Raw genomic sequence first — 25,548 nt, 5'->3', positions numbered from 1 at the left:
CGCATGCCGTCTGCCATCGAACTGGCCCGGGGCGACGAAAAACTGATTGCGGCCATCCACCGCAGTCGCCGCCTGATCGGCCGCAAGGCCTTGATGGCCGCAGCCGCCAGCACCATTCCGTTGCCGGGCATCGACTGGGCCGCCGACGCGGCCCTGCTCACACGCCTGGTGCCGCAGATCAGCGCCGAGTTCGGCCTTTCGGTCACGCAGGTCGAAAAGCTTGCTCCACACCAGCGCGAACGCATCCAGAAGGCCGCTACCACGGTGGGCGCCTTGCTGGTCGGCCGACTCGTCACGCGGGAGCTGCTGATCAAGCTCGCCCGGTATGCGGGCGTGAAGCTCACCGTCAAGCAGGCCACCAAGTACGTGCCGATCGCCGGACAGATCGTGTCCGCCGCGCTAGGCTATGCGGCCTTGCGCGCCCTCGGCGAGCAGCACATCAAGGATTGCGTCCGCGTGAGCACCACGCTCGCCCTGTCGCCGCCCGAACCGCACGCGCCCGCCTGAACGCGCCGCCGTCGAACAACGAGCGCTTCAGGTCAGGTTGCGTGCAGGTTCGGCGCACATAGTGGAGGCTCTCCTGTGGCCTGCACTCCCTCTGATCCCCCTCCTCCAGCAGGTCATCTTCCAGCCCGCCTTTGTGCGGGCTGTTTTTTTGCTGCGCGGCAGTCCGCGACCCACCGGAGGCTTCGTCGATCCGCAGGTGCCCTCTTCAGCTGCCGCAGTTAGTTATTACTAATATGTAATACCAAATGTGTACAACTTTGTTAGCCTCGCCTTCCAATGCACCCTCTTGCAGAGGGAAATTTCTGCACCACTGCGGTGGATAAGACGGTGGAAAAGCGTGCGCGGATCGGGGTCCCGAATGCGCCACTCGATGCGCAATCGATCGGGTCGCGGCATAAAAAAAGCCGCTCTATGGAGCGGCTTCTTTGGGGGGTGGTAGGACGTACTGGATTCGAACCAGTGACCAACGGATTAAAAGTCCGCTGCTCTACCAACTGAGCTAACGTCCCGGAACCATTTTTCTCTTTTGTCTCTTGCCGGCGTTGAATCCGGCAAAGCCAAAGATTATAGCGCGGCGTTGCTCGCAATCTTGTCCAAAACCCAACCTGCCGCACATTGGCCGAAAGTAGCGGTGACGCTCACCACCGAACCGTAGCCGTGGCAGTTGAGCGAGCCGTCGCCTTCGATGGCGCAGGACGCATCGGGCGGTGCGACGCTCTCGCGGCTGAACACGCAGGTGACGCCGATCTTGCGGCCTTCGCGCGGAGCGCCATGCTCCTTGCGAAGGCGCTGGCGCAGTTGGGCCAATAGCGGGTCATGCGTGACGAGCGAAAGATCGTCGACGTCGACCTTGTGCGCCTGCCGCTTGCCACCGGCCGCACCCACGGTGACGAAGGCGGTGCCCGATGCGCGCGCCCATGCGGCCATCGTGAGCTTGGCCTTCACCTGATCGCAGGCATCGATGACGGCTGTTGCAGTTCCGTTGGCTTGCTGCGCCGTTTCGAGCAGCATCGTCCAGTTGCCGGGCTCGACGAATTCGTCGATCGCGAGCACCTTGCACTCCGAGTTGATCTGCGCAATGCGGTCGCGCATGGCCTCGACCTTGGCCTGTCCCACCGTTGAGTCGAGCGCATGGATCTGCCGGTTGATGTTCGACTCGGACACATGGTCGAGATCGACCAGCGTCAGTCGACCCACGCCGCTGCGCGCCAAGGCCTCGACGGCCCATGAGCCGACACCGCCGATGCCGACGACGAGCACATGGGCGTTCCGGATGCGCGCGGCACCCGCTACGCCGTAGAGGCGTTCAAGGCCGCCAAAGCGACGCGCATAGTCAGGCGCCGCCGCGGTGTCTGTGACGACATCCACGGCAGCGTTCGATGGTTGCGAAAGCGTTGCTGCGCTCAAGCGGAGGGCTCCGCCGGCGTCAGCGCAGACGCGAGAGACGCTCGCGACCCGCTTGCGCGGCTTCGGATTGCGGATAGGCCTTGGTCAGGTCTTCCAGCGTGCGGCGCGCGGCGCGCGTGTCCTTCAGCTCGATCTGGCAGTTGGCTATCGACAGCACGGCCTCGGGAGCCTTGGCGTGGTCGGGTGCCAGCGACAGCATGGAGCGGAAGTTGGCGATGGCCTCGTTGTAGTTGCGCGTGGCGTACTGCGCATTGCCGAGCCAGAACAGCGCGGACGCGTTGTAGCCGCTTTGCGGGTAGCGCTTGACGAACTCCGCAAACGCGGTCTGCGCCTGCGCGAACTGGCCCGCACGGAAGATACCGAGCGCCGCATCGAAGTCGGCTTTTTCCTTCGGATCCGCAGTGAATTCGCGGCCGTCCACCGAAACCTTGGCGGGCTCGTTCTGCTTGAGCCGATCGTCGATGGTGGTCTGGCGCGACTGCATTTCGCTCAGCGTGCGCTGCAGCTGCTCGTTCTGCCCGGTCATGCGTGCAAGGTCGCCCCGCATCTGTTCGATCTGGTTTTGCAGTTCGAGCAGGCTGCGGCGCAGCTGGCCGTTTTCGTCGGTCAACCGCTGGTCCGTCTGCTGGCGCATCGCCTCCACCCGCTGCCGCAGGTCGAGGATGGCTCGGCGCGCCTCATCATCCTCGAACAATGCAGCTTGCGAGCCGATCGAAACGCAAAGCAAGGCGGCAGCCAGGGCCGCGCCTCGCAACAAGGCGCGTTGCATCACCGTGTGTATCGAATTTCAGCGCGGCGGTTCTGCGCCCAGGCTTCTTCGCCCGAACCCTGGGCCGCCGGCTTTTCCTTGCCGAAGCTCACGGCTTCGATCTGAGCGTCGTTCACACCCAGGAGCGTTAGCGCGCGGCGGACGGCTTCGGAGCGCTTCTGGCCGAGTGCCAGGTTGTACTCGCGACCGCCGCGTTCGTCGGTGTGGCCTTCGATGGAAATGCGGCGCTGCTGGTTGCCCTTGAGGAAACGGGCATGGCCGTCGATCAGTGCCTGGAACTCGGGCTTGACCGTGTAGCTGTCGAAGTCGAAATAGACGATCCGTTCGATCCCGACCGGGCCTTGCGCGGTGGAGGCATTGGGATCGATGGAGACGGGAGCGACTGCACTCGCGCTGCCCTGCTGGCCACCGGCGGTGCCGGAGCGGTCGGTTACCGGTGCATCGTTGAGCTTGGTGCCCGACGAGCAGCCGGCAATCAGGGCCACGATGGCCAGCGAATAAATCGTACGTTTCAACATTGGGTACTCCTCAAATAAACCTTGGTCATTGCTTTTGAAACGGACCCCAGTCCGGTTCTCTTATGTCTCCCGCCTGCCCGGCCAGCCGTGCTTTTATCTTGCCGTCGAGCGTGGTCGTCATGAGCGCTTCGCGGCCTTGCAGCTGCGTTGCATAGACGATCAGCTTGCTGTTGGGTGCGAAACTGGGACTCTCGTCTGCCGAGGTGTCGGTAATGGCCGAGACATTGCCGGTGGCCAACTCCATCACATGGAGTTTGAACGCACCGCCCACGCGGGAGATGTAGGCCAACCACCGGCCATCGCCGCTGACAGACGGAGAAATGTTGTAGGTGCCACTGAAGGTTACACGGGTCGGCGCGCCGCCGCTGGCGCCCATCTTGTAGATCTGCGGTGCACCGCCGCGGTCACTCACGAAGTAGATGGTGCTGCCATCGGCCGAGTATGCGGGTTCGGTGTCGATGCTGGCGCTTTGCGTCAAGCGTCGCGGCTCGCCGCCGCCTGCCGGAATGGTGAAGAGCTGCGAGCCGCCGTCGCGGCTCAGCGTGACGGCCAGCGAGCCGCCATCGGGTGCCCAGGCGGGTGCGCTGTTGGAACCGCGGAAGTTCGCCAGCAAGCGGCGCTGTCCGCTCGCCACGTTGTGCACGTAAACCACGGGCTTGCGCGATTCGAAGGACACGTAGGCCAACTGCTGCCCGTTGGGCGACCAGCAGGGCGAGATGATGGGTTCCGGGCTTGCGAGCGCGGCCTGCGAGTTCTCGCCATCGGCATCCGCCACCCACAGCGCATACCGGTTTCCGCCCTTGGTCACATAGGCGATGCGTGTCGAAAAGATGCCCTTGTCACCCGTCAGCTTCTCGTAGACGTAGTCGGCGATGCGATGCGACGCCAGCCGCAGGTCGCCCTGCGGCACGGTGTAGCTCTGGCCGCCAAGGTCTTGCCCGCGCACCACGTCCCACAGGCGAAAGCGCACATCGAAGCGGCCATCGGCCAAACGCGTGACGCTGCCGACCACGAGCGAATCCGCCGTGCGCTGGCGCCAGAGCGAGAGATCGGGGCGCGAGGCTTCGTCGAGCGCCTGGCCCGAAGCATCGACGCCGCGGAACTGGCCACTGCGTTCGAGGTCGGCCTGAACGATGTCGGAGATTTTCTGCGGCGATGCGTCCTGTCCCTTGAACGGAACCAGCGCGATAGGCCGCTGCGTGAGACCCACGCCCGACACCTCGACCCGGAACTGGGCGAGCGCGGGCAGCATGGGGGTTGCTGCAAGAGCCGCAATCAACGTGCGGCGTGCAAAAAACGATGAAGAAGGAGTTGGAAAAGAAACTGGCAACGGCTTGTTCATGCGGTTCGGAGATGTTTCGGGGTAAAAAGTTCTCCCCAAGTGCGACGGGCCACATGTTACACACTGGTTTGGCCGCGAAATCACAAAAGGTGTATCGGACGGTGCAGTCCTACAGCGGACCCGTCAAAGAGCCTGTCGAGGCCCCCGTAGAATCCGCCGCCATGCAAGCATCCCCCGGCAGCGAGTCCGCGCGCCCTCCCCTGATGCGCCGGCTGGCGCGACTCATGACCTGGTTCGGCGGCTCGCGCCAATGGTGGGCGGTCGCGCTCATCGGCGCCCTGATGGCGGCCATCACCGAGCCGCTGATGGCCGCGCTGCTGAAGCCCCTGCTCGACCGCGGCTTCAACCGTGGACAGCTGGCACTGTGGATCGTACCGGCGGCCGTGCTGCTGTTGTTTGCGGTGCGCGGCATTGCCCAGTTCATCTCGCAATATGCGCTCTCACGCATTGCCAACGAAGGCATGCAGCGTCTGCGCCGCGTGTTGTTCCAGCGCCTGCTGGGCGCGGAGCTGGCCCTGTTCTCGCGCCAGTCGGCCAGCACGCTCTCCAACACCGTGGTGTACGAGGTGCAGACCGGATCCATGCTGCTGGTGCAGGCACTGCTCGGCCTCTCGCGCGATGGCTTCACGCTGGTGGCGCTGCTCGCCTACCTCGTCTATCTGAATTGGAAACTCACGCTCATCGTTGCCTTCCTGGTGCCGAGCATCTCGTGGATCATGAAGGTGTTCTCCAAGCGCCTGTATCGCCTTACGCAGCAGGGCCAGCAAGCCACCGACGAGCTGGCCTACGTGGTCGAGGAAAACGTGCTCGCGCACCGCATGGTGCGGCTGCACGGGGCCGAGGAGGCGCAAGCCGAACGCTTCGAGCAGCTGAGCCAGCGCCTGAACCGCCTGGCCGTGAAGTCGACCATCGCGCAAGCGGCCACCACGCCGCTTACGCAGATGATGGCATCGCTCGCGCTGTCGGTCGTGGTGATGATCGCGCTCTGGCAGAGCGGCGAGCAGGGGCTGACCGTGGGCGGATTCGTGGCCTACATCACGGCCATGCTGATGCTGATCGCACCGATCCGCCGCCTGGCGGATATGGCCGCGCCGATCACACGTGGCCTCGCCGCGCTCGAGCGCGGCCTGGTGCTCATCGACGACGTGGCCCCAGAGCCGCAGGGCACGTTCAGCCTCGCGCATGCGCAAGGCCGCATCGAACTTCGCGACGTGAAGGTCAGCTACCGTGGCGAGGACGAGGCCCGCGCACTCGACGGCGTGAGTCTCGCCATCGAGCCGGGCCAGGTGGTGGCCTTCGTCGGCCCCTCGGGATCGGGCAAGACCACGCTGGTCAATCTGCTGCCGCGCTTCGTGCTGCCCAGCGGCGGGCAGGTGCTGCTCGACGGCCACGACACCAGCGAATGGGAACTCAAGAGCCTGCGCGCGCAGTTCGCCATGGTGAGCCAGGACGTGGTGATGCTCAACGACACGCTGGCGGCCAACGTGGCGCTGGGCTCCGATATCGATCGTGCACGGGTGCAGCAATGCATAGAGGCCGCGAACCTTGCGAGCCACGTCGAGAGCCTGCCGGAAGGCGTGGACACGGTGCTTGGCCACAACGCCACGCAGCTTTCGGGCGGCCAGCGCCAGCGCCTGGCCATTGCGCGCGCGCTCTACAAGAACGCACCCATCCTGCTGCTGGACGAGGCCACCTCGGCCCTCGACACTGAATCGGAGCGGCTGGTGCAAGACGCCCTGCACCGCCTGATGCAGAACCGCACCACGCTGATCGTCGCGCACCGGCTTTCGACCATCCAGCATGCCGACCGCATTATCGTGATGGAACAAGGCCGAGTGGCCGAGCAAGGCAGCCACGCTCAATTGATGGCGCTTGACGGGCTCTACGCCCGCCTGCAGACGCTGGCCGTGCGCAGCGCGACTCCGGGGCAGGACCCGACGCTCTGACGGCTCAGAGCAGGACGATGTCGTACTGGCCCTGCCCGATGGCGGGCTCGGACTGCAACGAAATCGGCTTGCCGATGAAGTCGCTCAGCCCTGCCAGGTGCTGGCTTTCCTCGTCGAGAAACAGCTCGATCACCTGCGGCGACGACACGATGCGGAACTCACGCGGCGTGAACTGCCGCGCCTCGCGCAATATCTCGCGCATGGCGTCGTAGGCCACGCTGCGCGCGGTCTTCACAATGCCCTGCCCGCCGCACGCGACGCAGGGCTCGCACAGCATGTGGGCCAGCGATTCGCGCGTGCGCTTTCGCGTCATCTCGACGAGCCCGAGCTGCGAGAAGCCGCCGGCCGTTGTCTTGACGCGGTCGCGCGCAAGCTGCTTGCGGAACTCGGCCAGCACCTGTTCGCGGTGGTCGTCGCGCCCCATGTCGATGAAGTCGACGATGATGATCCCGCCCAGATTGCGCAAGCGCAATTGCCGCGCAATGGCTTGCGCCGCTTCCAGGTTGGTCTTGAAGATGGTGTCGTCGAAATTGCGCGCACCGACAAAGCCGCCGGTGTTCACATCCACTGTGGTGAGTGCCTCGGTCTGGTCCACCACGAGGTAGCCGCCCGACTTGAGTTCGACCCGTCGGCCCAGCGCCTTGGCAATTTCCTCGTCGACCGAGTACAGGTCGAAGATCGGCCGCTCGCCCTTGTAGTGCTGCAGCTTGCCGGCCGCCTGCGGCATGTATTCGAGCCCAAACTTGAGCAGCACCTCGAACTGTTCGCGCGAGTCGATGCGGATGGTCTGCGTGTCTTCGCTGGTCATGTCGCGCAGCACGCGCTGCAGCAGGCTCAGGTCCTGGTGCAACAATGACATCGGCGGCATCTTGCTCGATGCTTCGCGAATGCGCGACCAGGTCTTGCGCAGATACGCAATGTCTTCGGCCAGTTCGGCATCGGACGAGTCTTCGCCGTTGGTACGCAGGATGAAGCCGCCCGTGTTGGCGGGCACCACGCCGCCGCTGTCGGCCGCCGCGGCCGCCTCGATCAGCGCGAGCATGCGCGTGCGCAACGAATCGCGCTGGTCCGAAGGGATCTTCTGCGAAACACCGATGTGGTTGTCCTGCGGCAGGAACACCAAGAGCCGGCCGGCAATGCTGATCTGCGTCGACAGCCGCGCGCCCTTGGTGCCGATCGGGTCCTTGATCACCTGCACCAGCAGCGACTGGCCCTCGAACACCTGCTTCTCGATGGGCACGATCGGCCCGCCGTTGCGGTGGTCGCGCTCGGGCGCCGGGGCGCTGGGCCGTGAGCCTGGCGTGAACGGCGCCACAATGTCTGCTACGTGCAGAAAGGCTGTGCGTTCCAGGCCAACGTCGATGAAGGCCGACTGCATGCCTGGCAGCACACGCGACACCTTGCCCAGATAGATGTTGCCGACCAGCCCGCGCTCCAACGTGCGTTCGACGTGCAGCTCTTGCACCGCGCCGTGCTCGACCAGCGCCACACGGGTCTCCTGCGGGGACCAGTTGATCAGGATGTCTTGCATTACAGGCTCGCCCCCCAGGCTGCGCGCACTTCGTGTCGCTTCGCCCTCCCCCCTACCGGGGGGCGCCGCCAGCGGCCCGGCGAAGCCGGTTCCGCGGCCGCTCTGAAAAAAAGTCTTGGTTTGAGTGTCATGGGCATGCTCATCGAATCATCCCCGCCTGTCGCAAAAGCTGCGCGGTCTCGAACATCGGGAGTCCCATGATGCCCGAATAGGACCCGCTGATGTGCTCGATGAACGCTGCCGCCGCGCCCTGGATCGCATAGGCGCCAGCCTTGCCGAGCGGCTCGCCGCTCTCGGCATAGCGCGCGATCTGCTTCCCCGTCATGGGAGCGAAGCGCACACGCGAAACACTGAGCGCCGCATGGCGGCGTCGGCCATGCTGCAGCGCCACGGCCGTCAGCACGCGATGCGTGGTGCCTGACAACATCGCCAGCATGCGCTCGGCATCACGCGCATCGTCCGGCTTGCCGAGGATGCTGCGGCCCAGGGCCACGGTGGTGTCGGCGCAGAGCACTGGTGCATCGGCGAGGCCGAGGCGCTTGCGCCGCGCCACTGCGGTATCGAGCTTGAGCGCAGTGACACGCTGTACGTAGGCGGTGGGAGATTCGTTGGCCAGCACCGCCTCTAGCGATTCGGCATCTTCTTCAGGACCGGCAAGAAGAAGCTCGTGGCGTACGCCGAATTGGCCGAGCAGCTGGGCGCGGCGCGGGCTTTGCGACGCGAGGTAGATGAAGTCTGGTGTCATTCCCGGTGGTACGGATGGCCCGCGTTGACCGACCAGGCCCGGTACAGCTGCTCCACGAGCAGCACGCGCGCCATCGCGTGCGGCAGGGTCAGGTCGGAAAGGCGGATGCGCTCGTGCGCCGCGGCCTTGAAGGCCGGGTCGAGCCCGTCGGGCCCGCCAATGACGAGGGCCACGTCATCGCCCTCGCCCTGCCAGGCTTGCAGGCGCGCAGCCAGCGCCTTGGTCGTGATCGCGGTGCCGCGCTCATCGAGCACCACGATGCGCATGCCCCTGGCAATGGCACCTTCGATGCGTTCACGTTCGGCAGCGTAGATGGTTTCGAGCGACTTGGAACCGCGCGGCTCGGTCTTCACGGCCCGCAGCTCGAGCTTGAGCTCGGGCGGGAAGCGTTTGGCGTAGTCGTCCCAGGCAGTCTGTGCCCAGTCGGGCATGCGTTGCCCGACGGCGACCACCAGGAGCTTCATGCGCGGCGGGCTGGCGCCTTATTGGCAGGCGCCTTCTTTGCCGCGGGCTTCTTCGCCGCGGGTTTCTTTGCGGCCGGCTTGCCGACCACCTTGACCGGCACGCGCGCGGTCGTGGTCTTCTTGGCCGGTGCTTTCCTGGCGGCGGTTTTCTTGGCTGGGCTGCGACTGGCCTTTTCGGCCTTGGCCTCTTGCTCGGCCGCGCGGATGGCGGTCTTGGCTGCGCTGGTGCGGCGCAGGTTAGGCATCTTGGCCGCCACCGGCTTCTTCTCCTCGATGACCTTGGAGGCCGTGGCAAGGGCCGGCTTGGTGCCGCCGAGCTTGGCGCGCACGGGCTTGTCGCCCCAGATCTCTTCGAGGTGGTAGTACTGGCGGATGGCGGGCTGCATGATGTGCGCAACAGCCGCGCCGCAGTCCACGATGATCCACTCGCCGTTGTCCTCGCCCTCGATGCGCGGCTTGCCGAAACCGGCCTCTCGCACCGCATCCCGAACGCTGGCGGCCAGCGCCTTGGTCTGGCGATTAGAGGTGCCCGAGGCAACGATCACGCGTTCGAACAGCGGTGAGAGATGCTCTGTGTCGAAAACCTGGATGTCCTGCGCCTTGACGTCTTCGAGTCCATCAATGATGGCTCGCTGGAGTTTTTGGGTGTCTTTCTTGGCGGCGGCTTCAGTGGTCATCAGGCAGGGCGGTAAAGGTGGTGTTGGTCAATATAGCGTGCAACGGCTGGCGGAACCAGCGAGGAAATGTCCTCGCCAAGCGCCGCACGCCCCCGTATATCGGTGGCGCTGGTGTCCATGGCCGGCAGATCGAGCGCCTCGAAACGCGCGCCAGCCGGAAGGCCGGGCAGCATCTTCGGATCAAAACGAGCAGTGCCGCCCGTCGATAATGCGCGATACGCTACAGAAACAATAGCAATGCCGAGTATAGCCTGCCAGCCGTGCCATGTCGGCAATGCGCTGGCCTGGTCGGCGCCCATGATCAGCACGAGTTGAGCGCCGGGTTGCTCCCGCTGCAATTCATGCAGGGTGTCGAGCGTGTAGGTGGGGCCGTCGCGCAGCACTTCACGGCTGTCGACCACCACCGTGCCCTTCAGCCCCGAAAAAGCCAGCCGCGTCATTGCCAAGCGGTCTTGCACCGGCGTCAGCGCCCGGCTCTTGTGCCAGGCCTGCCCCGTAGGTATGACGTGCAGTTCGGCCAGGCCGAGCTGCTCAAGCGCCGCCTCGGCCAATGCCACGTGGGCGTTGTGCGGCGGATCGAAGGCGCCGCCAAAAATGCCGATGCGCGGGGGTGACTTGCTGGTGGAAGGATTCACAACCAGTCGCGCCGCACGATGAAGTCGCTGTAGAGCGCGGCTTCGGGGGTGCCCGGCTCCGGATGCTGGCGGTAGGCCCAGCTTGCGAGCGGCGGCATCGACAGCAGGATCGATTCGGTGCGCCCGCCCGACTGCAGCCCGAAGTGCGTGCCGCGGTCCCACACGAGGTTGAACTCCACGTAGCGTCCGCGCCGGTAGAGCTGGAAAGCCCGTTCGCGCTCGCCCCAGGGCATGGCGCGGCGGCGCTCCACGATGGGCAGGTAGGCCGGCAGGAAGGCATTGCCCACGGAGCGCAGCATTGCAAAGGCATTCTCGAATCCGCCCTCGGCGAAGTCGTCGAAGAAGATCCCGCCGATGCCACGTTGCTCGTTGCGGTGCTTGAGAAAGAAATACTCGTCGCACCAGTTCTTGAGGCGCGGATATTTGTCGTCGCCGAAGGCAGCAAGCGCATCGCGGCACGCGGTGTGAAAGTGCACCGCGTCTTCCTCGAATCCGTAGCAAGGCGTCAAGTCCATGCCGCCGCCGAACCAGCATACAGGCTCCTTGCCCTCGGGCAGCGCAGCCAGCATGCGCACGTTCATGTGAACGATGGGCACGTAGGGGTTGCGCGGATGGAACACCAGCGAAACGCCCATGGCCTCGAACGGCGCACCTGCGAGTTCAGGCCGGTTCTGCGTGGCCGATGGCGGCAGCTTGGGCCCGCGCACCTGCGAGAAGCCGCAGCCCGCGCGCTCGAACAACTCCCCGCCCTCGAGGATGCACGTGAGGCCGCTGCCTTGCAACGCCTCGCCGGGATCCTTCTGCCAGGCGTCGCGCGTACAGGTGCCGCCGTCGGCCGCTTCAACGGCCGCGACGATGTCTTGCTGCAGCTTGCGCAGGTAGTCGCCGACCGCGGCCGGGTTGGTCTGTTGCATCAGGCGTGCGGGTTGGCGCGAGCGTGGACCGCGCGGTGCCCAATGTCCTTGCGGTATTGCGCGCCATCGAAATTGATGCGCGCAGCAACCTCGTAGGCCCGCTGTTGCGCAAGCTTCACGCTGTCGGCCAGTGCGGTCACGCATAGCACGCGGCCGCCGCTGGTCTTGAGCTCGCCGTCTTGCTGCGTGGTGCCGGCGTGGAACACCACGGCATCGGGCGCCTCAGGCGGGATGCCGGTGATGCGGTCGCCCTTGCGCGGCGAGAGCGGATAGCCGTGCGCCGCCATCACCACGCCAAGCGCCACGCGACGGTCCCACTGCAGTTCGACCTGGTCGAGCGTGCCGTCGGTGGCGTGCCAGAACACTTCGAACAAGTCGGATTTAAGCCGCATCATGATCGGCTGTGTTTCGGGGTCGCCCATGCGGCAATTGAATTCGAGCGTCTTCGGGTGACCCGACGCGTCAATCATCAAGCCGGCATAGAGAAAGCCCGTGAACGGAATACCGTCCTTTTCCATGCCGCGGATGGTCGGCAGGATGATCTCGCGCATGGCGCGTGCATGCACTTCGGCAGTGACGACCGGTGCGGGCGAATATGCGCCCATGCCGCCCGTGTTGGGGCCTTCGTCGTTGTCGAGCAGGCGCTTGTGGTCTTGGCTGGTGGCCAGTGCGGTCACGTTCTTGCCGTCGCACAGCACGATGAAGCTGGCTTCTTCGCCCTGCAGGAATTCTTCGATGACGACGCGCGCGCCGCCGTCGTTGTGAGACACGCCAAACTTGTTGTCGACCAGCATGAAGTCGACGGCCTCGTGCGCCTCTTGCGCGGTCATGGCCACCACCACACCCTTGCCAGCAGCCAGACCGTCGGCCTTGACGACGATGGGAGCGCCCTTGGCATCGATGTAGGCGTGGGCCGCGGCCGCATCGGTGAAGGCCTCGTACTCGGCCGTCGGGATCTTGTGGCGCTTCATGAACGCCTTGGAGAACGCCTTGGAGCTCTCGAGCTGCGCGGCCGCCCGCGTGGGGCCAAAGATGCGCAGGCCGTGGGCGCGGAATTCGTCCACCACGCCGGCCGCCAGGGGCGCCTCGGGACCGACGACGGTGAGCGAGATCTTTTCCTTGGCAGCCCACTCGCGCAGCGCGGCGGGCTCGGTGATGTCGATGCAGTCGTAGCGCTCGTCGCTCACGGTGCCGCCATTGCCCGGCGCCACGTACACGCGGCTGACCCGGCTGGCCTGCGCCAACCGCCACGCCAATGCGTGTTCCCGGCCCCCTCCCCCAATTACCAGTACCTTCATTCGTGGGCCTTCTTCATTCGCTGTGGATCAATGGTCATTCATTCATTCGAAAGCGCGGCGTTGTGATAGACCTCCTGGACGTCGTCCAGGTCTTCCAGCACATCGAGCAGCTTCTGCATCCTGGCGGCGTCTTCGCCGGTCAGTTCGATCGTGTTTTCGGCCCGCATGGTGACCTCGGCCACCTCGGGCTTGAGTCCGCGCGCTTCGAGCGCGTTCTTGACGGTTTCGAAATCCGTCACGGCGGTGATCACCTCGATGGCGCCGTCGTCGTCGGTGACGACGTCTTCGGCGCCGGCTTCGAGCGCGGCTTCCATGACCTTGTCTTCATTGGTGCCCGGCGCAAAGATGATCTGCCCGCAGTGCTTGAACTGGAACGCCACCGAGTTTTCGGTGCCCATGTTGCCGCCGTGCTTGGAGAAGGCGTGGCGCACCTCGGCCACCGTGCGCACGCGGTTGTCTGTCATGGTGTCGACGATGATCGCCGCGCCGCCGATGCCGTACCCTTCGTAACGAATTTCTTCGTAATTGACGCCTTCGAGATTGCCGGTGGCCTTGTCGATGTTGCGCTTGACGGTGTCGATCGGCAGGTTGACTGCCTTGGCCTTTTCCACTGCCAGCCGCAAACGGGGGTTGGCGCTGAGGTCACCCCCGCCGGCACGCGCGGCCACAGTGATTTCGCGGATGGCGCGCGTCCAGAGCTTTCCGCGCTTCTCGTCCTGGCGGCCCTTCCGGTGCTGAATGTTTGCCCATTTGCTATGTCCGGCCATGACTTATCTCTCGCAATCCTGTGTTTTCAAAGCAGGTTCCGAGTTTACTGTCCGGCGCACACAACGGCTGGCGAGGCGGCGCTCCCTTTTGGTGATAATCCCCCGATGACGCCATCGCCTTCTGTCGGGCCCGGGAAACCGACCATCCTGCCGCCCCACACCCCGCTACCGCTGTATTACAAGAACGAGACGGAGCACCAGGCATTCTTGCGTCGCATCTTCGACAGCACCGCTGCCGACTATGACCGCATCGAAAGCGTGCTCGCCTTCGGCACCGGTCCGTCGTACCGGCGGGACGCACTGACGCAGGCCGGGCTAGCCCAGGGCGCGCAGGTTCTCGATGTCGGTATCGGCACCGGCTTGGTCGCCCGCGAGGCGCTCAAGATCATCGGCCCGACCGGCAAATTAACGGGTGTCGATCCCAGCGTCGGCATGATGGAGCAGATCGACCTGCCGGGCGTCGAACTGGTTGCCGGCGTGGCGGAAGCGCTGCCCCGGCCGGACGCCAGCTGCGATTTCGTGAGCATGGGCTATGCCATGCGCCACATCAGCGACGTGGCGGCCGCCTTCGGCGAATTCCACCGCGTGCTGCGCCCCGGCGGACGGCTGGTGGTGCTCGAGATCACCAAGCCCAATGGCCGCATCGCCACCGCGCTGCTCAAGGGCTACATGCGCGCCGTGGTGCCGCTGATTGCCCGCGTGGTGGGTCGCCGCTCCAACACCTCGGAACTGTGGCGCTACTACTGGGACACCATCGAGGCCTGCATTCCTCCCGAACGCGTGCTGGAAGCGCTGCGCGCCGCGGGCTTCACCGACGTGCGCCGGCACGCGAGCCTGGGCGTCTTCTCCGAGTACATGGCCCGCAAACCGGAAACCACCGTCGAGGCCGGCTGACCGTGCGAGTCCAGGGCGAAAACTCCCACCTGCGCGTCGAGCGCCTTTCACTGCCCGCCTGCCTCGCGCTGGCCGCGAACGGCGCCGCGCCTTTTGCGGCGCTCGGCTACGGCACGCCGCACGAGCTGGCGTGGATGCCGACAGTCAACGCGCGCGTACTTTCGGCGCAAGGTGCCATGGCCGACGTGTGGCACGTGACCAGCGCGAACGTCGAATCTGGCACCACCGGCATTGCCCGCTGGCGCACCGATGGCCATTGGCTGCTCGGCGCCATCGACATCGACGAATCCGTGGAAGAACAGAACCTCGCCGAAATCGCCCACAGCGCTTATGGCGACCTGTTCAAGACACTCGATCAGGCCGCAACACCGCACCTGCTGCGCATCTGGAACTACCTGCCGCAGATCAATGGCGACGGCGGCGGGCTGGAGCGCTACCGCCAGTTCAACCTCGGGCGCCAGGAAGCCTTCTTCGAAGCCGGCCGCGCCGCCTTCGAGGGCGCGCCCGCGGCTTGTGCGCTGGGCATTCACCAGGGCGCGTTGTCGATCCGCTTCCTGGCCGGCCAGAAGGCGCCGTTGCCGGTCGAAAATCCGCGCCAGGTCTCGGCCTACCGCTACCCCGAAACTTACGGGCCGCGCTCGCCCACCTTCTCGCGCGCCGCGCTGGCCGAGATCGGCAATGGCCAGGTGGCGCTCTTCATCTCGGGCACTGCCAGCATCGTCGGCCATGAAACCGTTCACCAGGGCGACGTGCTGGAGCAAACGCGCGAAACGCTGCGCAATCTCGAAGCTGTCATCGCGGCAGCCAACAGCCAAGTCACCCAGGTTTCGGAAGCGTTCTCGCTCGCCACGCTCGATTGCGTGGTGTACGTGCGCCATCCGGCCGATACCGACAAGGTGCGCGGCGTGATCGAAAGCGCGCTCGGCGCCGGCGCGCCGATGATCCGCCATGCCGTCTACCTGGAGGCAGACATTTGCCGCAGCGACCTGCTGGTCGAGATCGAAGCCCATGCTGTCGCCCCGGGTCGCCTGCGGGCCTGACCCGCTGCGATCGAATCGGACCGACGAACCCATGTCGATGACCCGCGTGCTGCGCATTCTCACGGCCATTCCACTCGCGTTGATGCTCTACGCGCTGCTGCTTTTCCTCGGCCTCATTTCGCTCGCCTGGAATTTCGTCGCCATGCTGCTGTACCCGGTGATGCCGGAGGCGCCAGCCCGCACCCTGGGCCGGCTGACCATCGCCTTTGCGTACCGCATGTTCTGGGGCCTGGCCTCGGTCACGGGGATGATGCGCATCGACGCCAGCTGCCTGGATCCGATGCGCAGCGAGCCCGGCGTGATCTTCGTCGCCAACCACCCCACGATGCTCGATGCCCTGCTGCTGGTGGCGCGGCTGCCGCGCAGCGCCTGCATCATGAAGGCCGACCTGCTGCGCAACATCTTTCTTGGCGCGGGTGCGCGGCTCGCGCGCTACATCAGCAACGAATCCGCGCGCACCATGGTGCGGCTGGCCGTGGCCGACCTTCGCAACGGCGGGCAGTTGGTCATTTTTCCCGAAGGCACGCGCACCGTCACGCCGCCGCTCAACCCCTTCGGCCATGGCGTGACACTGATCGCCAAGCTCGCGCAAGCGCCGATCCAGACCGTGTTCATCGAAACCGACTCGCCCTACCTCAGCAAGGGCTGGCCGCTGTGGCGCGTACCGCCGCTGCCCATCGTCTTCACACTGCGGCTGGGCGAACGGTTCGCACCCCTTCCAGACAGCCATGTGCTGCAATCGGAGCTGGAACAATACTTTCGCCAAAACTTGGAACAGCGCGCCAACGACGCGTCCCCCGAATGCCAGACGCCTCGCGCACACACCTTGTCCTGATTCCCAGCTACAACACGGGCGAACGCCTGTTCTCGACCGTCGAAGCGGCGCGCGCGCAGTGGAATCCGGTGTGGGTGGTGCTGGACGGCAGCACCGACGGCACGGGCGAGCGCCTGCAGCAATTGGCGGCCGGCGATCCCGGCCTGCGCGTATGGCTGCTGCCCCAGAACCAGGGCAAGGGCGCGGCTGTGCTGCACGGCCTCTGCGAAGCGCGCAACGCCGGCTTCACGCATGCACTGACCATGGATTCCGATGGGCAGCATCCGGCCAATCTGATTCCCGCTTTCATGCATGCGTCGCAAGCCCGGCCCGAAACCATGGTGCTGGGCCGACCCGTGTTCGATGCCTCCGCCCCGCTGCTGCGCGTGCGCGGGCGGCGCGTGTCCAACGGCTGGACCCAGTTGGAGACCCTGTTTGCCGGCGTGGGCGATTCGCTTTATGGATTTCGCGTCTACCCCGTGGCTGACCTCATTGCCGTGATGCAGAGGCAGCCCTGGATGCGCCGCTTCGACTTCGACACCGAAGCCGTCGTGCGGCTCGCCTGGCGCGGCGTCAAGCCCGTGAACATCGACGCGCCGGTGAAGTACCTGACGGCCGAGGAAGGCGGAGTTTCGCACTTTCGCTATGGGCGCGACAACGTGCTGCTGACGTGGATGCACACGCGGCTGATGATCGAATTCGCCTTGCGCCTGCCCGGGCTTCTGTGGCGCAAGGCGCGGCGCATGCCGCCGTTCCAGCCTTGAGGAACTCGGCGGGTTAGATCATCCCGCCGTTGATCGAGATCACCTGCCCTGTGATGTAGGCCGCTTCGTCGCTCGCCAGGAAAGACGCGAGCGCCGCAACTTCCTGCGGCGTTCCGGCGCGCTTCATCGGCACCATCTGGTTGATGAGCGCCGGATCGAACACCGCATCGGCCATGGGCGAGGCGATGATGCCGGGGGCAATGGCGTTGACGGTCACGCCGCGCGACGCCACTTCGAGCGAAAGCGCCTTGGTCGCGCTGTTGAGCGCACCCTTGGCCGCGGCATAGTTGACCTGCCCGCGGTTGCCGGTCAGCGCCGAAACCGAGGAGATGTTGAGAACGCGGCCCCAGCGCGTGCGCATCATGGGCAGCAAAAGCGGCTGCGTCACGCGAAAAAATCCGTTGAGCGAAACGTCGATAACCTTATGCCACTGCTCGGCGCGCATGCCGGGCAGCACGGCGTCGTCGTGCACGCCCGCGTTGTTGACGACAATCTGCACCGGCCCGCCTTCGAGCATGCGTTCGCATGCCACTCGGCAGTCGTCGTCGCTGCGCAGGTCGAACACGTGGCACTCGGCCCTGCCGCCCGCGGCCACGATGGCAGCCGCGAGTTGCTCCACCGCTTCGGGGCGCGAATTGGCATGCAGCAGCACCGTGGCGCCGTCGCGTGCCAGGCGCTCGGCCATGGCCGCACCCAGCGCACCGCTGGCGCCGGTGATGAGTGCGCGTTTTCCTTCAAGACTCATGGCCTCATGCTCCGGTTGCGAGCGGTGTGTTCAGCACCACCACGGCGCGGCCTTCGGCCAGCACACGCCCAGCGCTGTCGTTCACCGCGAATTCATAGAGGATCTGGTACGTGTCGCCCGAGAGGCGCCGCGCCTGCACCTGCAACTCGCCGTCGACGGTATCAAGCCGCGCAACCGAGAAGCGCACGTTGCGCGCGCTCGCAAGGAACCCGGCCGAGGGCGTGCTCCCCTCGGCCGCCAGCAGGCCGCCGTGCAGGGCCATGGCCTGGGCTGCGTACTCGATGGCGTTGGGCGCAAGCAACCCACCGGCCGTCCGCAACGGATTGTCCGGGTGCAGGTGTGTGCGGGTGCTGCAATGGATGGACTCGGCGTCCCAGCGATCAAGCCGCTCCAGCAGGCACATGCTGCCGCTGTGCGGAATGCGCTCGGCAATGCCGGCACGGTCGAGCGTCTGCACAGCCATGGTCACGGGGCGGGCTGCAGGTCGGCCACGAGCAGCACGTTGGCAAAGGGCGTGCCTTCGCTCATCGGAATGCTCTGCACGCGAAACTCCAGTCGCTGCAGCACCGCGACCCAATCGGCCAGCGGACGCCCCCAGGTGGGCGAGACTTTGTGGCCGCGAATGCGTGTCACAGTGCGATCGACCCACTGGCTGATGGCAAAGCCGCGCTTGCTCGACGCGTCGCCAATGCGCAGCAGCAGCCGGGCATTCGCATTGCTGCCGCGCCGCAGTGCGTCGCGCACGCGCTGAAGCACGCCGTTCTGCGCCTCGATGTCCACGTAATGAAGCACGTCGAGAATCACGACCAGGTCGCATTCCGGCAAATGCGCCGAGCACATGTCGGCGCAGAGGAGCCGCGGCGCCGGCTGCAGATGTCCGATGGAAGCGGCGGCGCGCGCCACGTCCTTGGGCATCAACTCGATACCCGTGTAGTCGGCCGCCGCCGGCGTGGTCTTCCAGGAGGACGGCCAGCGGCCATGCGTCTGCATGCGGCTCATCGAAGCCAGCAAGCTCGCGAAGAGCCCCTGCCCGCAGCCGATGTCGACCACGCGCCGATGGGCCGAGTCGATCAGCCCGCGTTCGAGCAGGCCGCGAAACACCGGGTCGCGGCCGAGCTTGCCGCGCGCGAAATGCCAGGCGAAGCTGCCGCCCTTCTTGTAGGGAACGGTGGCGGCCTCGTGAAGTTCGCGCCAGGCTGTATCGGTGGAAAGAGGCGGCATGGCGCTCATGGTTCAAGGCCTTCCGGCAAGGTGACGGCGTGCAGTCCGCCGGCGTGCAAGCGTTCGAGAAGCAAGGGCAATACCTCCAGCAAAACGGGGGTTCCTTCAGGGGTGCGCGCGGCGTTGCCGTCGTGCAGAAGCAGGATGTCGCGCGCCTGCAGATTGCGGCCCAGGCGCGCCATGACCTTGGCCGGGTCGCCTTCGCGCGTGTCGAAGCCGCGCCGCGTCCAGCTCACGAGCGACAGGCCTAGCCGGTGCAGCACGGGCTCCAGGAACGGATTGCGCAAACCGGCCGGCGCGCGGAAACAAGTCGGGCGCTGGCCGGTGGCTTCAGCCAGGATGTCTTGCGCGCGCGCAATCTCGCTGGCAAAGCCGCGGGGGCCGAGAAAGGAAAAATTGTGCCGGTGCTGCGCGGTGTGGTTCTGGATGCTGTGGCCTCGCGCCACGATCTCGCGTGCCAGTGCCGGATGCGCAAAGACGCGCTCGGCAATGCAGAAGAAGGTGGCGCGCTGGCCGAGCGCATCCAGCAGGTCGAGCACCCTGGGCGTGACCTCGGGATCGGGCCCGTCGTCGATGGTGATGGCCACTTGGCGCCGGGCCCCGGCCGCCTCGGGCAGGCGCGTGACATTGGGGCCCAGCAGGCTGCTGCGCGGCGTGAGCCCCGCACCGGTGATCAGGGCATGGTTCAGCACGATGGCGCCGATGGCCCAGGGCATTGCGCCCGGCACCAGGGCGCCCGCACCAATGGCCGCCACGTGCCAGGCCGCACTGGCGCGGATGGCCGTCGGCCAGGGCCAGGATTCGGACGAGGCGGCGGAAGCGGAAGACATGGCGCGGGATTGTCCCATCAGCCGTGCGCGGCCGGCGGCGCCAATCGCCGCGCGAATGCTGCCGACAGCAAAAGCGCCAGCAGCGCACCCGGCGCGACCACGCGGCCGATCGACGACAGCGCCGGAATCTCCGAGATCGCAATCAGGCCGAAGGAGACCACCGTGGTCAGGTTGGCCAGCATCAGCGAGGCCAGCGTGTCCTCGTCGGCGCGCCCGGCCACGCGCAGCTGATCAAAGAACAGCGCATAGTTGGAGCCCACCGCCACGATCAGCAGCAGCCCGACCAGGTGCAGGATGCCCAACGGGACCTGCAGCACGGCCATGCCGCCGAGCGTGAGCACGACCGCGACCACCAACGGCTGGCACACCGCGAGCAGGCGCTTGCCCGAACGCAGGTAGATGCCGAGCAGCACCACCACGGCCAGCGCGCCGAGCAGCACCTGCACGAAAGCCTCGTGCAGATAGCGCTGATACAGCCCCGCGAGTTCGCGGCCAACGTCGACCACCTGCACTTCGGGCACGCCCGCGAGCGCCTTTTCGAGCCGGCCCGCATTGAAGTTCGGACCAGGGTGCAGCACCACCAGCGTCGACCAGCCACCACCCGGGCGCTGGTACATGAGCGTGTTGACCACCGAACCGAGGGGCCCGCCAGTCAGGTCGGCGCGCCGCACCGGCGCCAGCTTTCGCGCGCCTTCGACGTCGGCCAGGAAAGGCCCGAGCCGTGTGGCCGGAAGCGGCGAGCCTTGCGTGGCCTCGGCCAGCCGAGTGCGCAGCGCCTCAATCTCGGGCAGACTGGCCAAGCGCGCCGTCTGCGTCGCCACGCTCGGCAGCACGCGGGTGACGGCCTCGAAACCGCCGAGCTCTCCCTTGTCGACCAGCGCCTCGAGCCGCGCCGTGGCAGCTTCGGTGTTGCGCAATGCGGTTTCCTCATCGGCGCCGTAGACCACCACCAGCGTGCCGCCGTCGCCGGTACCGATGTCGGCACGCAGCATTTCGTCGAGTTGCTGTGCCGACTTGGGCACCGGGCTCATCGCACCGAGGTCGGCGCGCCAGAGATGGCCGCCCTGCCAGACCACCACCACCAGCGCGGCGGCGCCAAGCCCGGCCAACACCCAGCGCAGGCGCGGCAGGCCGCGCACGAGCATGCCGGCAGCCTGCGCCATGTACCTGCGCATGCCCATGCCGGTGGCGCCATCGGGCGCGAGCATGGGCAGCGCATAGCGCGTCGCCAGCGCGGCAGCCACGAGCCCCGCGATGGAAAACACACCCAGCTGCGCCAGGCCCGGAAACCCCGAGAACACCAGTGCCGCAAAACCGCACACCGAGGTCAGCAGCCCGAGCCGCACGGTGGGCCAATGCACCTCGCGCCAGCGGGCCCAGCCGGTGCCGGCCACGGCGGCGCCGCGGGCCTGGATCAGGTAGTAAATGGCGTAGTCGACCGTCTCCCCGATCAGCGTGCTGCCAAAACCCAGCGTCATGCCGTGCACCGAGCCGAACACCACGCTCACCGCGGCGGTCCCCACCACCACGCCGGTGGCCACAGGCAGGAACGCGATGACCAGCGCGCGCGGCGAGGCGAACGCCAGCAGCAGCAGGCCGCCCATCACGAGGCCGCCGACGATGGCAAGGTGCGTCGCTTCGGTCTTGATCTTGTCGCGGCTCAACACCGAGAACACAGGCGGGCCGCTCAACAGCAGCTTGGGCCTGCCGGCCTCGGCCATGCCCTGCGTTGCGGCGTCGAAGGCCGCCTGCACCCGTGCGATGGCCACGGCCTGCGCATCGAGATCGCTGCCCGCCGCGCGCGTGGTGGCGATCATGAGCGCGCGCGGTGCGGTGCGCGACATCCACACCCCGTTCTCGCTGCGCGGCGCGCTGGCTGGCGTCAGCTCCACGGCGATGCGCTGCGTTTCGCCGGTCGGATCGCGGTCGAGCAATGGCTTGATCGCATTGCCGGCCGGCGTGCCCAGCATCGACAGCGTTTCGTAGATCGCGTCGCGCAGGCCTGCAACCGTGAACTGCTCGGGCCGCACGCCAGGCGAGAGCTGGTAGCGGTGCTCGAAGACCCAGGTGCCGGCTTCGCTCCAGTCGCCGGTGTCGCCGTTCTGGATCAGGTCGAACAGCTTGCTGTCGCGCATGGCCTTGGCGACAGCGCGCGACACCGCGGCGCGCACCTCCGCGTTGGCGCCGCCTTCGATGCCGAGCATCAGCGTTCGCGACGCCACGCCGCTTTGCAACTGCTCGATGAGCACCTGCTGCCGAACGTCGGGGCTCTTGGGCAGAAAGGCCGAAAGGTCGGCGCTGAAGTGCGTGCGCGCAATCTGCAGCGCACCGCCAAGCAGGACCAGCGCCCACACCAGCAGCACCACCGCGCGGCGTTGCCAGCTCGGCGGCCCTCCTCCGGCCTCGCGTGCCTTCACGGCGTCGTGCGTCCGGCGGCGCCCGGGCGTTCGGGCGTGATGCTCATGACCGAGCGGTCACCGCCGACGAACTCCATCTCGAGGCCGACCACTTCGCTGGCGCGCCCGCTGATGCGGATGCTGCGCACCTGGGCCGCGAGGCGGCTGTCCGCCGGCAGCAGGTCGAGTGTCCAGTTGGCGGCCGAGCCGCTCACCGTGCTGCGGAAATACCGCTGCAAGGTCGTGCCGTCGCCGCTCAGGGTGCCGCGCATGGCTTCGACCAAGCCGAGCAGCTCGGGCATGCTGTCGAGCGTCAGAGTGCGGTTGCGGCCGCCGCGCGACAGCGTGAGCGTGTTGCCTTCGACCGCCATCGTCTCTTCGCGCGGCGACAAGGTGCGCCGGACCAGCTTATCGGGCGCGTTGAAACTCAGCGTGCCGCGCGAATCGAGCGGGCCTTCGAGCCCATGCACGAAGCGCTGTTCGGTGAAGCGGGCCTCACCGCTTTTCTGCTTGGAGAGCAGCCCCATCAGATCGGGCAGGTCGAAAGCCCAGGCCGGCGCAGCGCAGCAAGCAAGTGCCAGCAGCAGGCTCCTGCACAGCCAGTCAAACCGAATCTTCGAGCCAGAAATCATGAAAGTTGAACCAGTTGTACGGATAGGCGCGGCACAGCGCTTCCAGGCGCGCCACGTAGGCTTCGACCGCCGCCTGGATGCGGCGTTCCCGCTCCGCGGGATCGATTGACCGCTCGCTGAAGTCGGCCAGGAGGTCGAACTGAACATCGTAGCGCGCGCCCCCGCCATAGAGGCCGGCCATGAAGAACACCTTGCGCCGCAGCAGCGCTGCCAGGCGAAAGGGGCCGTCGTTGAAACTTGCCGGCTGGCCGAGGAACGGCAGCACGATGGTGTTGCCGCGCTGCTGCGCCGGCTGGTCTTCGCTGCCCGGAAGGGTGCGGTCCGCGAGCATGCCGCCGAGGCCGCCGCTGTCGAGCCAATCGCGCAGCGCCAGCATCGAATGTGGGCGGCCCAGCGCGATCACGTGAGGCCGCAGTTCGGGCAGGCTGATGGCGTTGAGGATGGCCGTGATGCGCTGCGCATTGTCGGGATACATCAGCATCGCAAGCCGCAGCTCTTGCTTGTGCTCGCTCTTTTGCTTGCAGGCGCCCATCGCCTCGAAGCTGCCGACGTGCGCACCCAGCAGGAAGGCGCCACGTCCGCCCAGCGCCTCGGCTTCCAGCGCGGGGTTGCCTTTCACATTCACGTCGAACAGGTTCATGCGCCCGCGCAGGAAATACACGCGGTCGAGCACCGTGGAGGCAAAGGCGTGCAGCAGGCGATAGCCGTCGATCCAGCCGGCGTGCGGACCGATGGCCCTGAACAGGTAGCGCTTGATGTGGCGGCGCGGCACGGGAGCGAACAAGAGAAAGTACAGGCTGATGGGCGGCAGCAGCAGGCGCGTCAAATGGCGCCCACAGACCAGCGCCACAAGGCACATGAGACGCAGTGCCAGCATGTTGCTGCGCTCGGGCGTGTGGGCCCAGTCGCCGCGGTGCCCCGCTTGCGCTGCGTCGTTCACGGCGCGCGTTTCGGCATCGGTGTGCTTCATCACGCGGACTCTTGCACGGCGGCCCAGCGGCCGGTGACAGCCACCACGCCGTCGCAGCGCACGTCGAACCGCACGCCGCGCGCGGCGCCGGACTCAGGATGCAGCTCGATGGAGAGCATGCTGCCGGGCCGCACAGGCGCGAGAAACTTGGCGGCCGCCAGCGTGGGATGGCTGCCGAGGCGCGCGACCAGCGCGGGCACGCGCTGCATGGCTTCCATCACCTCGGCCAGAATCAGCGCGCCCGGCAACAGCGGCTGACCCGGAAAATGGCCGGCGAATGCCGGATGGTCGATGGGCACCGCATGGGCGAGCTGCACCGGGGTGGTGTCGTCTGCAAGCTGTGCGAGCGCGAATTCGCGCAGTGCACGCACCGTGAGCTTGCCAGTGCCTTCGCGCGGAAAAGCCTTCACCTGCACCACGCGGCGCGGCACGAACACCGGCTCCAGCCGCTGCCGCAGTGCGGCAATGATTTCGCCGGCCGATAGCGTGGGAGCCACCACAAAAGCCACGGGGCGCACCACCCCATCGGCCACTTCGTCGGGGAGCCAGAACGCGCCGTCCTCCACGCCCGCAATGCTGTTGAGGTGATAGTTCAGGTGCGCGAGCGAACTTCGCCGGCCCGCCACGTGGATCAGGTCGTTGGCGCGGCCGAACAGCCGGAAGCGGCGCTCGTCGAGCAGTTCGAGCACGTCGGCCATGGGCGTGGGCTCGGGCAGGAAGTCGCCGCTGAAGATGAAGCGCTCCGGACCGTCGCCCTCGCCCGGCTCGGCATGCACACGGATGCTGCCGAAGTTCTCCCAGATGTCGCTCTGGGTCGTGCGGCGGGTGGCGACCTGGCCGGATTCGGTGCTGCCGTAGATTTCGATCAGCACGCCGCCGAGCGCCTGCTCGGCCTGGGCGGCGAGTTGCGGCGACAGCGGCGCGGTGGCGGAAAGAATCAGGTCGACCGCAGGCAGTTCGATGCCCGACAGCAGCAGCGTCTTCAGATGGAAGGGCGTGGTGACCAGCGCGCGCGGACGCGGCACCGATTCCAGGGTTTTGGCGACATCGGCCGGAAAGAACGGCCGCCCGCTTTCGAACGCGGCGCCGCCGAGCATGGCCAGCAGTGCCGACGATTCCAGCCCATAGCTGTGCTGCACCGGCACGGTTGCCACCAGCGTCAGGCCGGCGAGCGACGGCAGCCCGAGCAGGCTGGAGAGCCGCTCCACCGCCACCGCAACGTCACCAACCAGCGTTTCCCACCGCTTGGCGTGCGGCTGGGGCACGCCGGTGGAGCCGGAAGTTAGCAGGCTCACCGCGTGCATGGCACCGTCGATGAGCGGTACCTCCAGGCCGTCGCCGCCTTCGGGGCTGGAGCGGTCTTCGATCAGCACACGCTGCATGCCGGGCGTGGCGAGATCGGCATCGTCGGTCAGCGCAAAAAGGTTCGATCCGCCGGATTCGAGCAGGCGTGCGAGCGTGTCGGGCCGCGCGTCGGGCGGCAGGAGGCTCGCATGGCCGCGCACCAGCGCCGCTGCCAGGCTGACGGCAAAGGCGTAGCGGTCGACGCACAGGTTGACGGCTTTCCCCGCCGCCGGCAGCACCGGCGCAAAGCGGGCCACGTCGGCCAGGAACTGCCGCGTGCTGACCGGCACGCCGGCCCGCCAGGCCAGGGGCGCATCGAGGTCCCGGTTGGCGATCAGCGGCAGCAGGCGGGTGTCGGCGGTCACGCGGGTGGCCCCT

The 25,548-nt window shown here is 66.7% G+C and carries 26 protein-coding genes and 1 tRNA gene; 6 read left to right on the top strand and 21 right to left on the bottom strand.

Annotated elements, in window-relative coordinates:
* Positions 1–3: 3 nt before the first annotated feature.
* The gene (locus tag J2X92_RS16730; RefSeq protein WP_307577064.1) at positions 4–507 is read left to right on the top strand and encodes a hypothetical protein; all 504 of its coding nucleotides are present in this window, start codon (positions 4–6) and stop codon (positions 505–507) included.
* A 433-nt stretch (positions 508–940) separates the two neighbouring features.
* On the opposite strand, the gene J2X92_RS16725 is transcribed toward J2X92_RS16730, so the two are convergent.
* From J2X92_RS16725 to tolB, 5 genes are all read right to left on the bottom strand, one after another.
* Positions 941–1,016, bottom strand: a tRNA-Lys gene (locus tag J2X92_RS16725).
* Positions 1,017–1,071: 55 nt separating this feature from the next.
* Positions 1,072–1,875, bottom strand: a complete 804-nt coding sequence (locus J2X92_RS16720; RefSeq protein ID WP_307577063.1) for a tRNA threonylcarbamoyladenosine dehydratase — start codon at positions 1,873–1,875, stop codon at positions 1,072–1,074.
* 58 nt (positions 1,876–1,933) lie between these two features.
* Positions 1,934–2,683 carry a tol-pal system protein YbgF gene (ybgF, locus tag J2X92_RS16715; RefSeq protein ID WP_093022791.1) on the bottom strand — a complete coding sequence of 250 codons (750 nt, stop codon included), beginning with the start codon at positions 2,681–2,683 and terminating at the stop codon, positions 1,934–1,936.
* The gene (gene pal / locus J2X92_RS16710) at positions 2,683–3,201 is read right to left on the bottom strand and encodes a peptidoglycan-associated lipoprotein Pal (protein ID WP_307577062.1); all 519 of its coding nucleotides are present in this window, start codon (positions 3,199–3,201) and stop codon (positions 2,683–2,685) included. The genes ybgF and pal overlap by 1 nt, the downstream gene beginning before the upstream one ends.
* A 25-nt stretch (positions 3,202–3,226) precedes the next feature.
* Positions 3,227–4,453, bottom strand: coding sequence for a Tol-Pal system beta propeller repeat protein TolB (tolB, locus tag J2X92_RS16705; RefSeq protein ID WP_307577061.1), 1,227 nt, complete (start codon positions 4,451–4,453; stop codon positions 3,227–3,229).
* 251 nt (positions 4,454–4,704) lie between these two features.
* Between tolB and msbA the strand changes: the two genes are divergently transcribed.
* Positions 4,705–6,489, top strand: coding sequence for a lipid A export permease/ATP-binding protein MsbA (gene msbA / locus J2X92_RS16700; RefSeq protein ID WP_307577060.1), 1,785 nt, complete (start codon positions 4,705–4,707; stop codon positions 6,487–6,489).
* A gap of 4 nt (positions 6,490–6,493) precedes the next feature.
* Here the strand turns inward: msbA and rng are convergent, their stop codons facing one another.
* The 8 genes from rng to J2X92_RS16660 all read right to left on the bottom strand — a co-directional run bounded on the left by rng (position 6,494) and on the right by J2X92_RS16660 (position 13,520).
* Positions 6,494–8,020 (bottom strand): ribonuclease G, encoded by a 1,527-nt coding sequence (gene rng, locus J2X92_RS16695; RefSeq protein WP_307577059.1) that lies wholly within the window; start codon positions 8,018–8,020, stop codon positions 6,494–6,496.
* Positions 8,021–8,159: 139 nt separating this feature from the next.
* Complete coding sequence (locus J2X92_RS16690) at positions 8,160–8,765, bottom strand: Maf family protein (protein WP_307577058.1); 606 nt, start codon at positions 8,763–8,765, stop codon at positions 8,160–8,162.
* Complete coding sequence (gene rlmH / locus J2X92_RS16685) at positions 8,762–9,229, bottom strand: 23S rRNA (pseudouridine(1915)-N(3))-methyltransferase RlmH (protein WP_307577057.1); 468 nt, start codon at positions 9,227–9,229, stop codon at positions 8,762–8,764. The genes J2X92_RS16690 and rlmH overlap by 4 nt, the downstream gene beginning before the upstream one ends.
* Positions 9,226–9,906 (bottom strand): ribosome silencing factor, encoded by a 681-nt coding sequence (rsfS, locus tag J2X92_RS16680; RefSeq protein ID WP_307577056.1) that lies wholly within the window; start codon positions 9,904–9,906, stop codon positions 9,226–9,228. Before rsfS ends, rlmH begins: the two co-directional genes overlap by 4 nt.
* Positions 9,906–10,541 carry a nicotinate (nicotinamide) nucleotide adenylyltransferase gene (gene nadD / locus J2X92_RS16675; RefSeq protein ID WP_307577055.1) on the bottom strand — a complete coding sequence of 212 codons (636 nt, stop codon included), beginning with the start codon at positions 10,539–10,541 and terminating at the stop codon, positions 9,906–9,908. Before nadD ends, rsfS begins: the two co-directional genes overlap by 1 nt.
* On the bottom strand, positions 10,538–11,455 hold the full coding sequence (gene hemF, locus J2X92_RS16670; protein ID WP_307577054.1) for an oxygen-dependent coproporphyrinogen oxidase: 918 nt from the start codon (positions 11,453–11,455) through the stop codon (positions 10,538–10,540). The genes nadD and hemF overlap by 4 nt, the downstream gene beginning before the upstream one ends.
* Complete coding sequence (purD, locus tag J2X92_RS16665) at positions 11,455–12,753, bottom strand: phosphoribosylamine--glycine ligase (RefSeq protein WP_307577053.1); 1,299 nt, start codon at positions 12,751–12,753, stop codon at positions 11,455–11,457. The genes hemF and purD overlap by 1 nt, the downstream gene beginning before the upstream one ends.
* Before the next feature lie 38 nt (positions 12,754–12,791).
* The gene (locus J2X92_RS16660; RefSeq protein WP_307577052.1) at positions 12,792–13,520 is read right to left on the bottom strand and encodes a YebC/PmpR family DNA-binding transcriptional regulator; all 729 of its coding nucleotides are present in this window, start codon (positions 13,518–13,520) and stop codon (positions 12,792–12,794) included.
* Between the two features lie 105 nt (positions 13,521–13,625).
* Between J2X92_RS16660 and J2X92_RS16655 the strand changes: the two genes are divergently transcribed.
* The 4 genes from J2X92_RS16655 to J2X92_RS16640 are packed head-to-tail and all read left to right on the top strand — an operon-like array spanning position 13,626 to position 17,032.
* A complete protein-coding gene (locus J2X92_RS16655) occupies positions 13,626–14,414 on the top strand; it encodes a class I SAM-dependent methyltransferase (protein ID WP_307577051.1) in 789 nt (262 codons plus the stop codon).
* 2 nt (positions 14,415–14,416) lie between these two features.
* On the top strand, positions 14,417–15,454 hold the full coding sequence (locus J2X92_RS16650) for a chorismate transformation enzyme, FkbO/Hyg5 family (RefSeq protein ID WP_307577050.1): 1,038 nt from the start codon (positions 14,417–14,419) through the stop codon (positions 15,452–15,454).
* Between the two features lie 31 nt (positions 15,455–15,485).
* Complete coding sequence (locus tag J2X92_RS16645; RefSeq protein ID WP_307577049.1) at positions 15,486–16,289, top strand: lysophospholipid acyltransferase family protein; 804 nt, start codon at positions 15,486–15,488, stop codon at positions 16,287–16,289.
* Positions 16,256–17,032: a glycosyltransferase family 2 protein gene (locus tag J2X92_RS16640; RefSeq protein WP_307577048.1), complete on the top strand. Its 777-nt coding sequence runs from the start codon at positions 16,256–16,258 to the stop codon at positions 17,030–17,032. Before J2X92_RS16645 ends, J2X92_RS16640 begins: the two co-directional genes overlap by 34 nt.
* A 13-nt stretch (positions 17,033–17,045) precedes the next feature.
* Here J2X92_RS16640 and fabG read toward each other — a convergent pair whose 3' ends face one another.
* Genes fabG through J2X92_RS16600 form a run of 8 tightly spaced genes read right to left on the bottom strand, consistent with a single transcriptional unit; the run spans position 17,046 to position 25,535 of the window.
* Positions 17,046–17,777 carry a 3-oxoacyl-ACP reductase FabG gene (fabG, locus tag J2X92_RS16635; protein WP_307577047.1) on the bottom strand — a complete coding sequence of 244 codons (732 nt, stop codon included), beginning with the start codon at positions 17,775–17,777 and terminating at the stop codon, positions 17,046–17,048.
* Between the two features lie 4 nt (positions 17,778–17,781).
* Positions 17,782–18,240, bottom strand: coding sequence for a hydroxymyristoyl-ACP dehydratase (locus J2X92_RS16630; protein ID WP_307577165.1), 459 nt, complete (start codon positions 18,238–18,240; stop codon positions 17,782–17,784).
* Positions 18,241–18,242: 2 nt separating this feature from the next.
* Positions 18,243–18,998, bottom strand: coding sequence for a class I SAM-dependent methyltransferase (locus tag J2X92_RS16625; protein ID WP_370878373.1), 756 nt, complete (start codon positions 18,996–18,998; stop codon positions 18,243–18,245).
* A gap of 5 nt (positions 18,999–19,003) precedes the next feature.
* Complete coding sequence (locus J2X92_RS16620; RefSeq protein WP_307577045.1) at positions 19,004–19,846, bottom strand: polysaccharide deacetylase family protein; 843 nt, start codon at positions 19,844–19,846, stop codon at positions 19,004–19,006.
* Positions 19,846–22,245 (bottom strand): MMPL family transporter, encoded by a 2,400-nt coding sequence (locus J2X92_RS16615; RefSeq protein WP_307577044.1) that lies wholly within the window; start codon positions 22,243–22,245, stop codon positions 19,846–19,848. Before J2X92_RS16615 ends, J2X92_RS16620 begins: the two co-directional genes overlap by 1 nt.
* Complete coding sequence (locus J2X92_RS16610; protein WP_307577043.1) at positions 22,242–22,856, bottom strand: LolA-related protein; 615 nt, start codon at positions 22,854–22,856, stop codon at positions 22,242–22,244. Before J2X92_RS16610 ends, J2X92_RS16615 begins: the two co-directional genes overlap by 4 nt.
* Complete coding sequence (locus J2X92_RS16605) at positions 22,828–23,826, bottom strand: acyl-CoA synthetase (protein ID WP_307577042.1); 999 nt, start codon at positions 23,824–23,826, stop codon at positions 22,828–22,830. The genes J2X92_RS16610 and J2X92_RS16605 overlap by 29 nt, the downstream gene beginning before the upstream one ends.
* Positions 23,826–25,535 (bottom strand): AMP-binding protein, encoded by a 1,710-nt coding sequence (locus J2X92_RS16600; protein ID WP_307577041.1) that lies wholly within the window; start codon positions 25,533–25,535, stop codon positions 23,826–23,828. The genes J2X92_RS16605 and J2X92_RS16600 overlap by 1 nt, the downstream gene beginning before the upstream one ends.
* Positions 25,536–25,548 lie beyond the last annotated feature (13 nt).

Source organism: Variovorax paradoxus, assembly GCF_030811855.1.
GTDB lineage: Bacteria > Pseudomonadota > Gammaproteobacteria > Burkholderiales > Burkholderiaceae_C > Variovorax > Variovorax paradoxus_L.
This window is presented reverse-complemented; position numbering and strand designations above follow the sequence as displayed.

Bases quoted from the DNA above. Each gene is read 5' to 3' on its own strand.
- pal (WP_307577062.1), bottom strand. From the start codon at position 3,201: ATGTTGAAACGTACGATTTATTCGCTGGCCATCGTGGCCCTGATTGCC.
- purD (WP_307577053.1), bottom strand. From the start codon at position 12,753: ATGAAGGTACTGGTAATTGGGGGAGGGGGCCGGGAACACGCATTGGCG.
- rng (WP_307577059.1), bottom strand. From the start codon at position 8,020: ATGCAAGACATCCTGATCAACTGGTCCCCGCAGGAGACCCGTGTGGCG.
- tolB (WP_307577061.1), bottom strand. From the start codon at position 4,453: ATGCTGCCCGCGCTCGCCCAGTTCCGGGTCGAGGTGTCGGGCGTGGGT.
- J2X92_RS16645 (WP_307577049.1), top strand. From the start codon at position 15,486: ATGTCGATGACCCGCGTGCTGCGCATTCTCACGGCCATTCCACTCGCG.
- J2X92_RS16655 (WP_307577051.1), top strand. From the start codon at position 13,626: ATGACGCCATCGCCTTCTGTCGGGCCCGGGAAACCGACCATCCTGCCG.
- J2X92_RS16630 (WP_307577165.1), bottom strand. From the start codon at position 18,240: ATGGCTGTGCAGACGCTCGACCGTGCCGGCATTGCCGAGCGCATTCCG.
- J2X92_RS16660 (WP_307577052.1), bottom strand. From the start codon at position 13,520: ATGGCCGGACATAGCAAATGGGCAAACATTCAGCACCGGAAGGGCCGC.
- fabG (WP_307577047.1), bottom strand. From the start codon at position 17,777: ATGAGTCTTGAAGGAAAACGCGCACTCATCACCGGCGCCAGCGGTGCG.
- J2X92_RS16610 (WP_307577043.1), bottom strand. From the start codon at position 22,856: ATGATTTCTGGCTCGAAGATTCGGTTTGACTGGCTGTGCAGGAGCCTG.
- msbA (WP_307577060.1), top strand. From the start codon at position 4,705: ATGCAAGCATCCCCCGGCAGCGAGTCCGCGCGCCCTCCCCTGATGCGC.
- hemF (WP_307577054.1), bottom strand. From the start codon at position 11,455: ATGCAACAGACCAACCCGGCCGCGGTCGGCGACTACCTGCGCAAGCTG.
- ybgF (WP_093022791.1), bottom strand. From the start codon at position 2,683: ATGCAACGCGCCTTGTTGCGAGGCGCGGCCCTGGCTGCCGCCTTGCTT.
- rlmH (WP_307577057.1), bottom strand. From the start codon at position 9,229: ATGAAGCTCCTGGTGGTCGCCGTCGGGCAACGCATGCCCGACTGGGCA.
- J2X92_RS16690 (WP_307577058.1), bottom strand. From the start codon at position 8,765: ATGACACCAGACTTCATCTACCTCGCGTCGCAAAGCCCGCGCCGCGCC.
- J2X92_RS16605 (WP_307577042.1), bottom strand. From the start codon at position 23,826: ATGAAGCACACCGATGCCGAAACGCGCGCCGTGAACGACGCAGCGCAA.
- rsfS (WP_307577056.1), bottom strand. From the start codon at position 9,906: ATGACCACTGAAGCCGCCGCCAAGAAAGACACCCAAAAACTCCAGCGA.
- J2X92_RS16625 (WP_370878373.1), bottom strand. From the start codon at position 18,998: ATGCCGCCTCTTTCCACCGATACAGCCTGGCGCGAACTTCACGAGGCC.
- J2X92_RS16620 (WP_307577045.1), bottom strand. From the start codon at position 19,846: ATGGGACAATCCCGCGCCATGTCTTCCGCTTCCGCCGCCTCGTCCGAA.
- J2X92_RS16730 (WP_307577064.1), top strand. From the start codon at position 4: ATGCCGTCTGCCATCGAACTGGCCCGGGGCGACGAAAAACTGATTGCG.
- J2X92_RS16640 (WP_307577048.1), top strand. From the start codon at position 16,256: ATGCCAGACGCCTCGCGCACACACCTTGTCCTGATTCCCAGCTACAAC.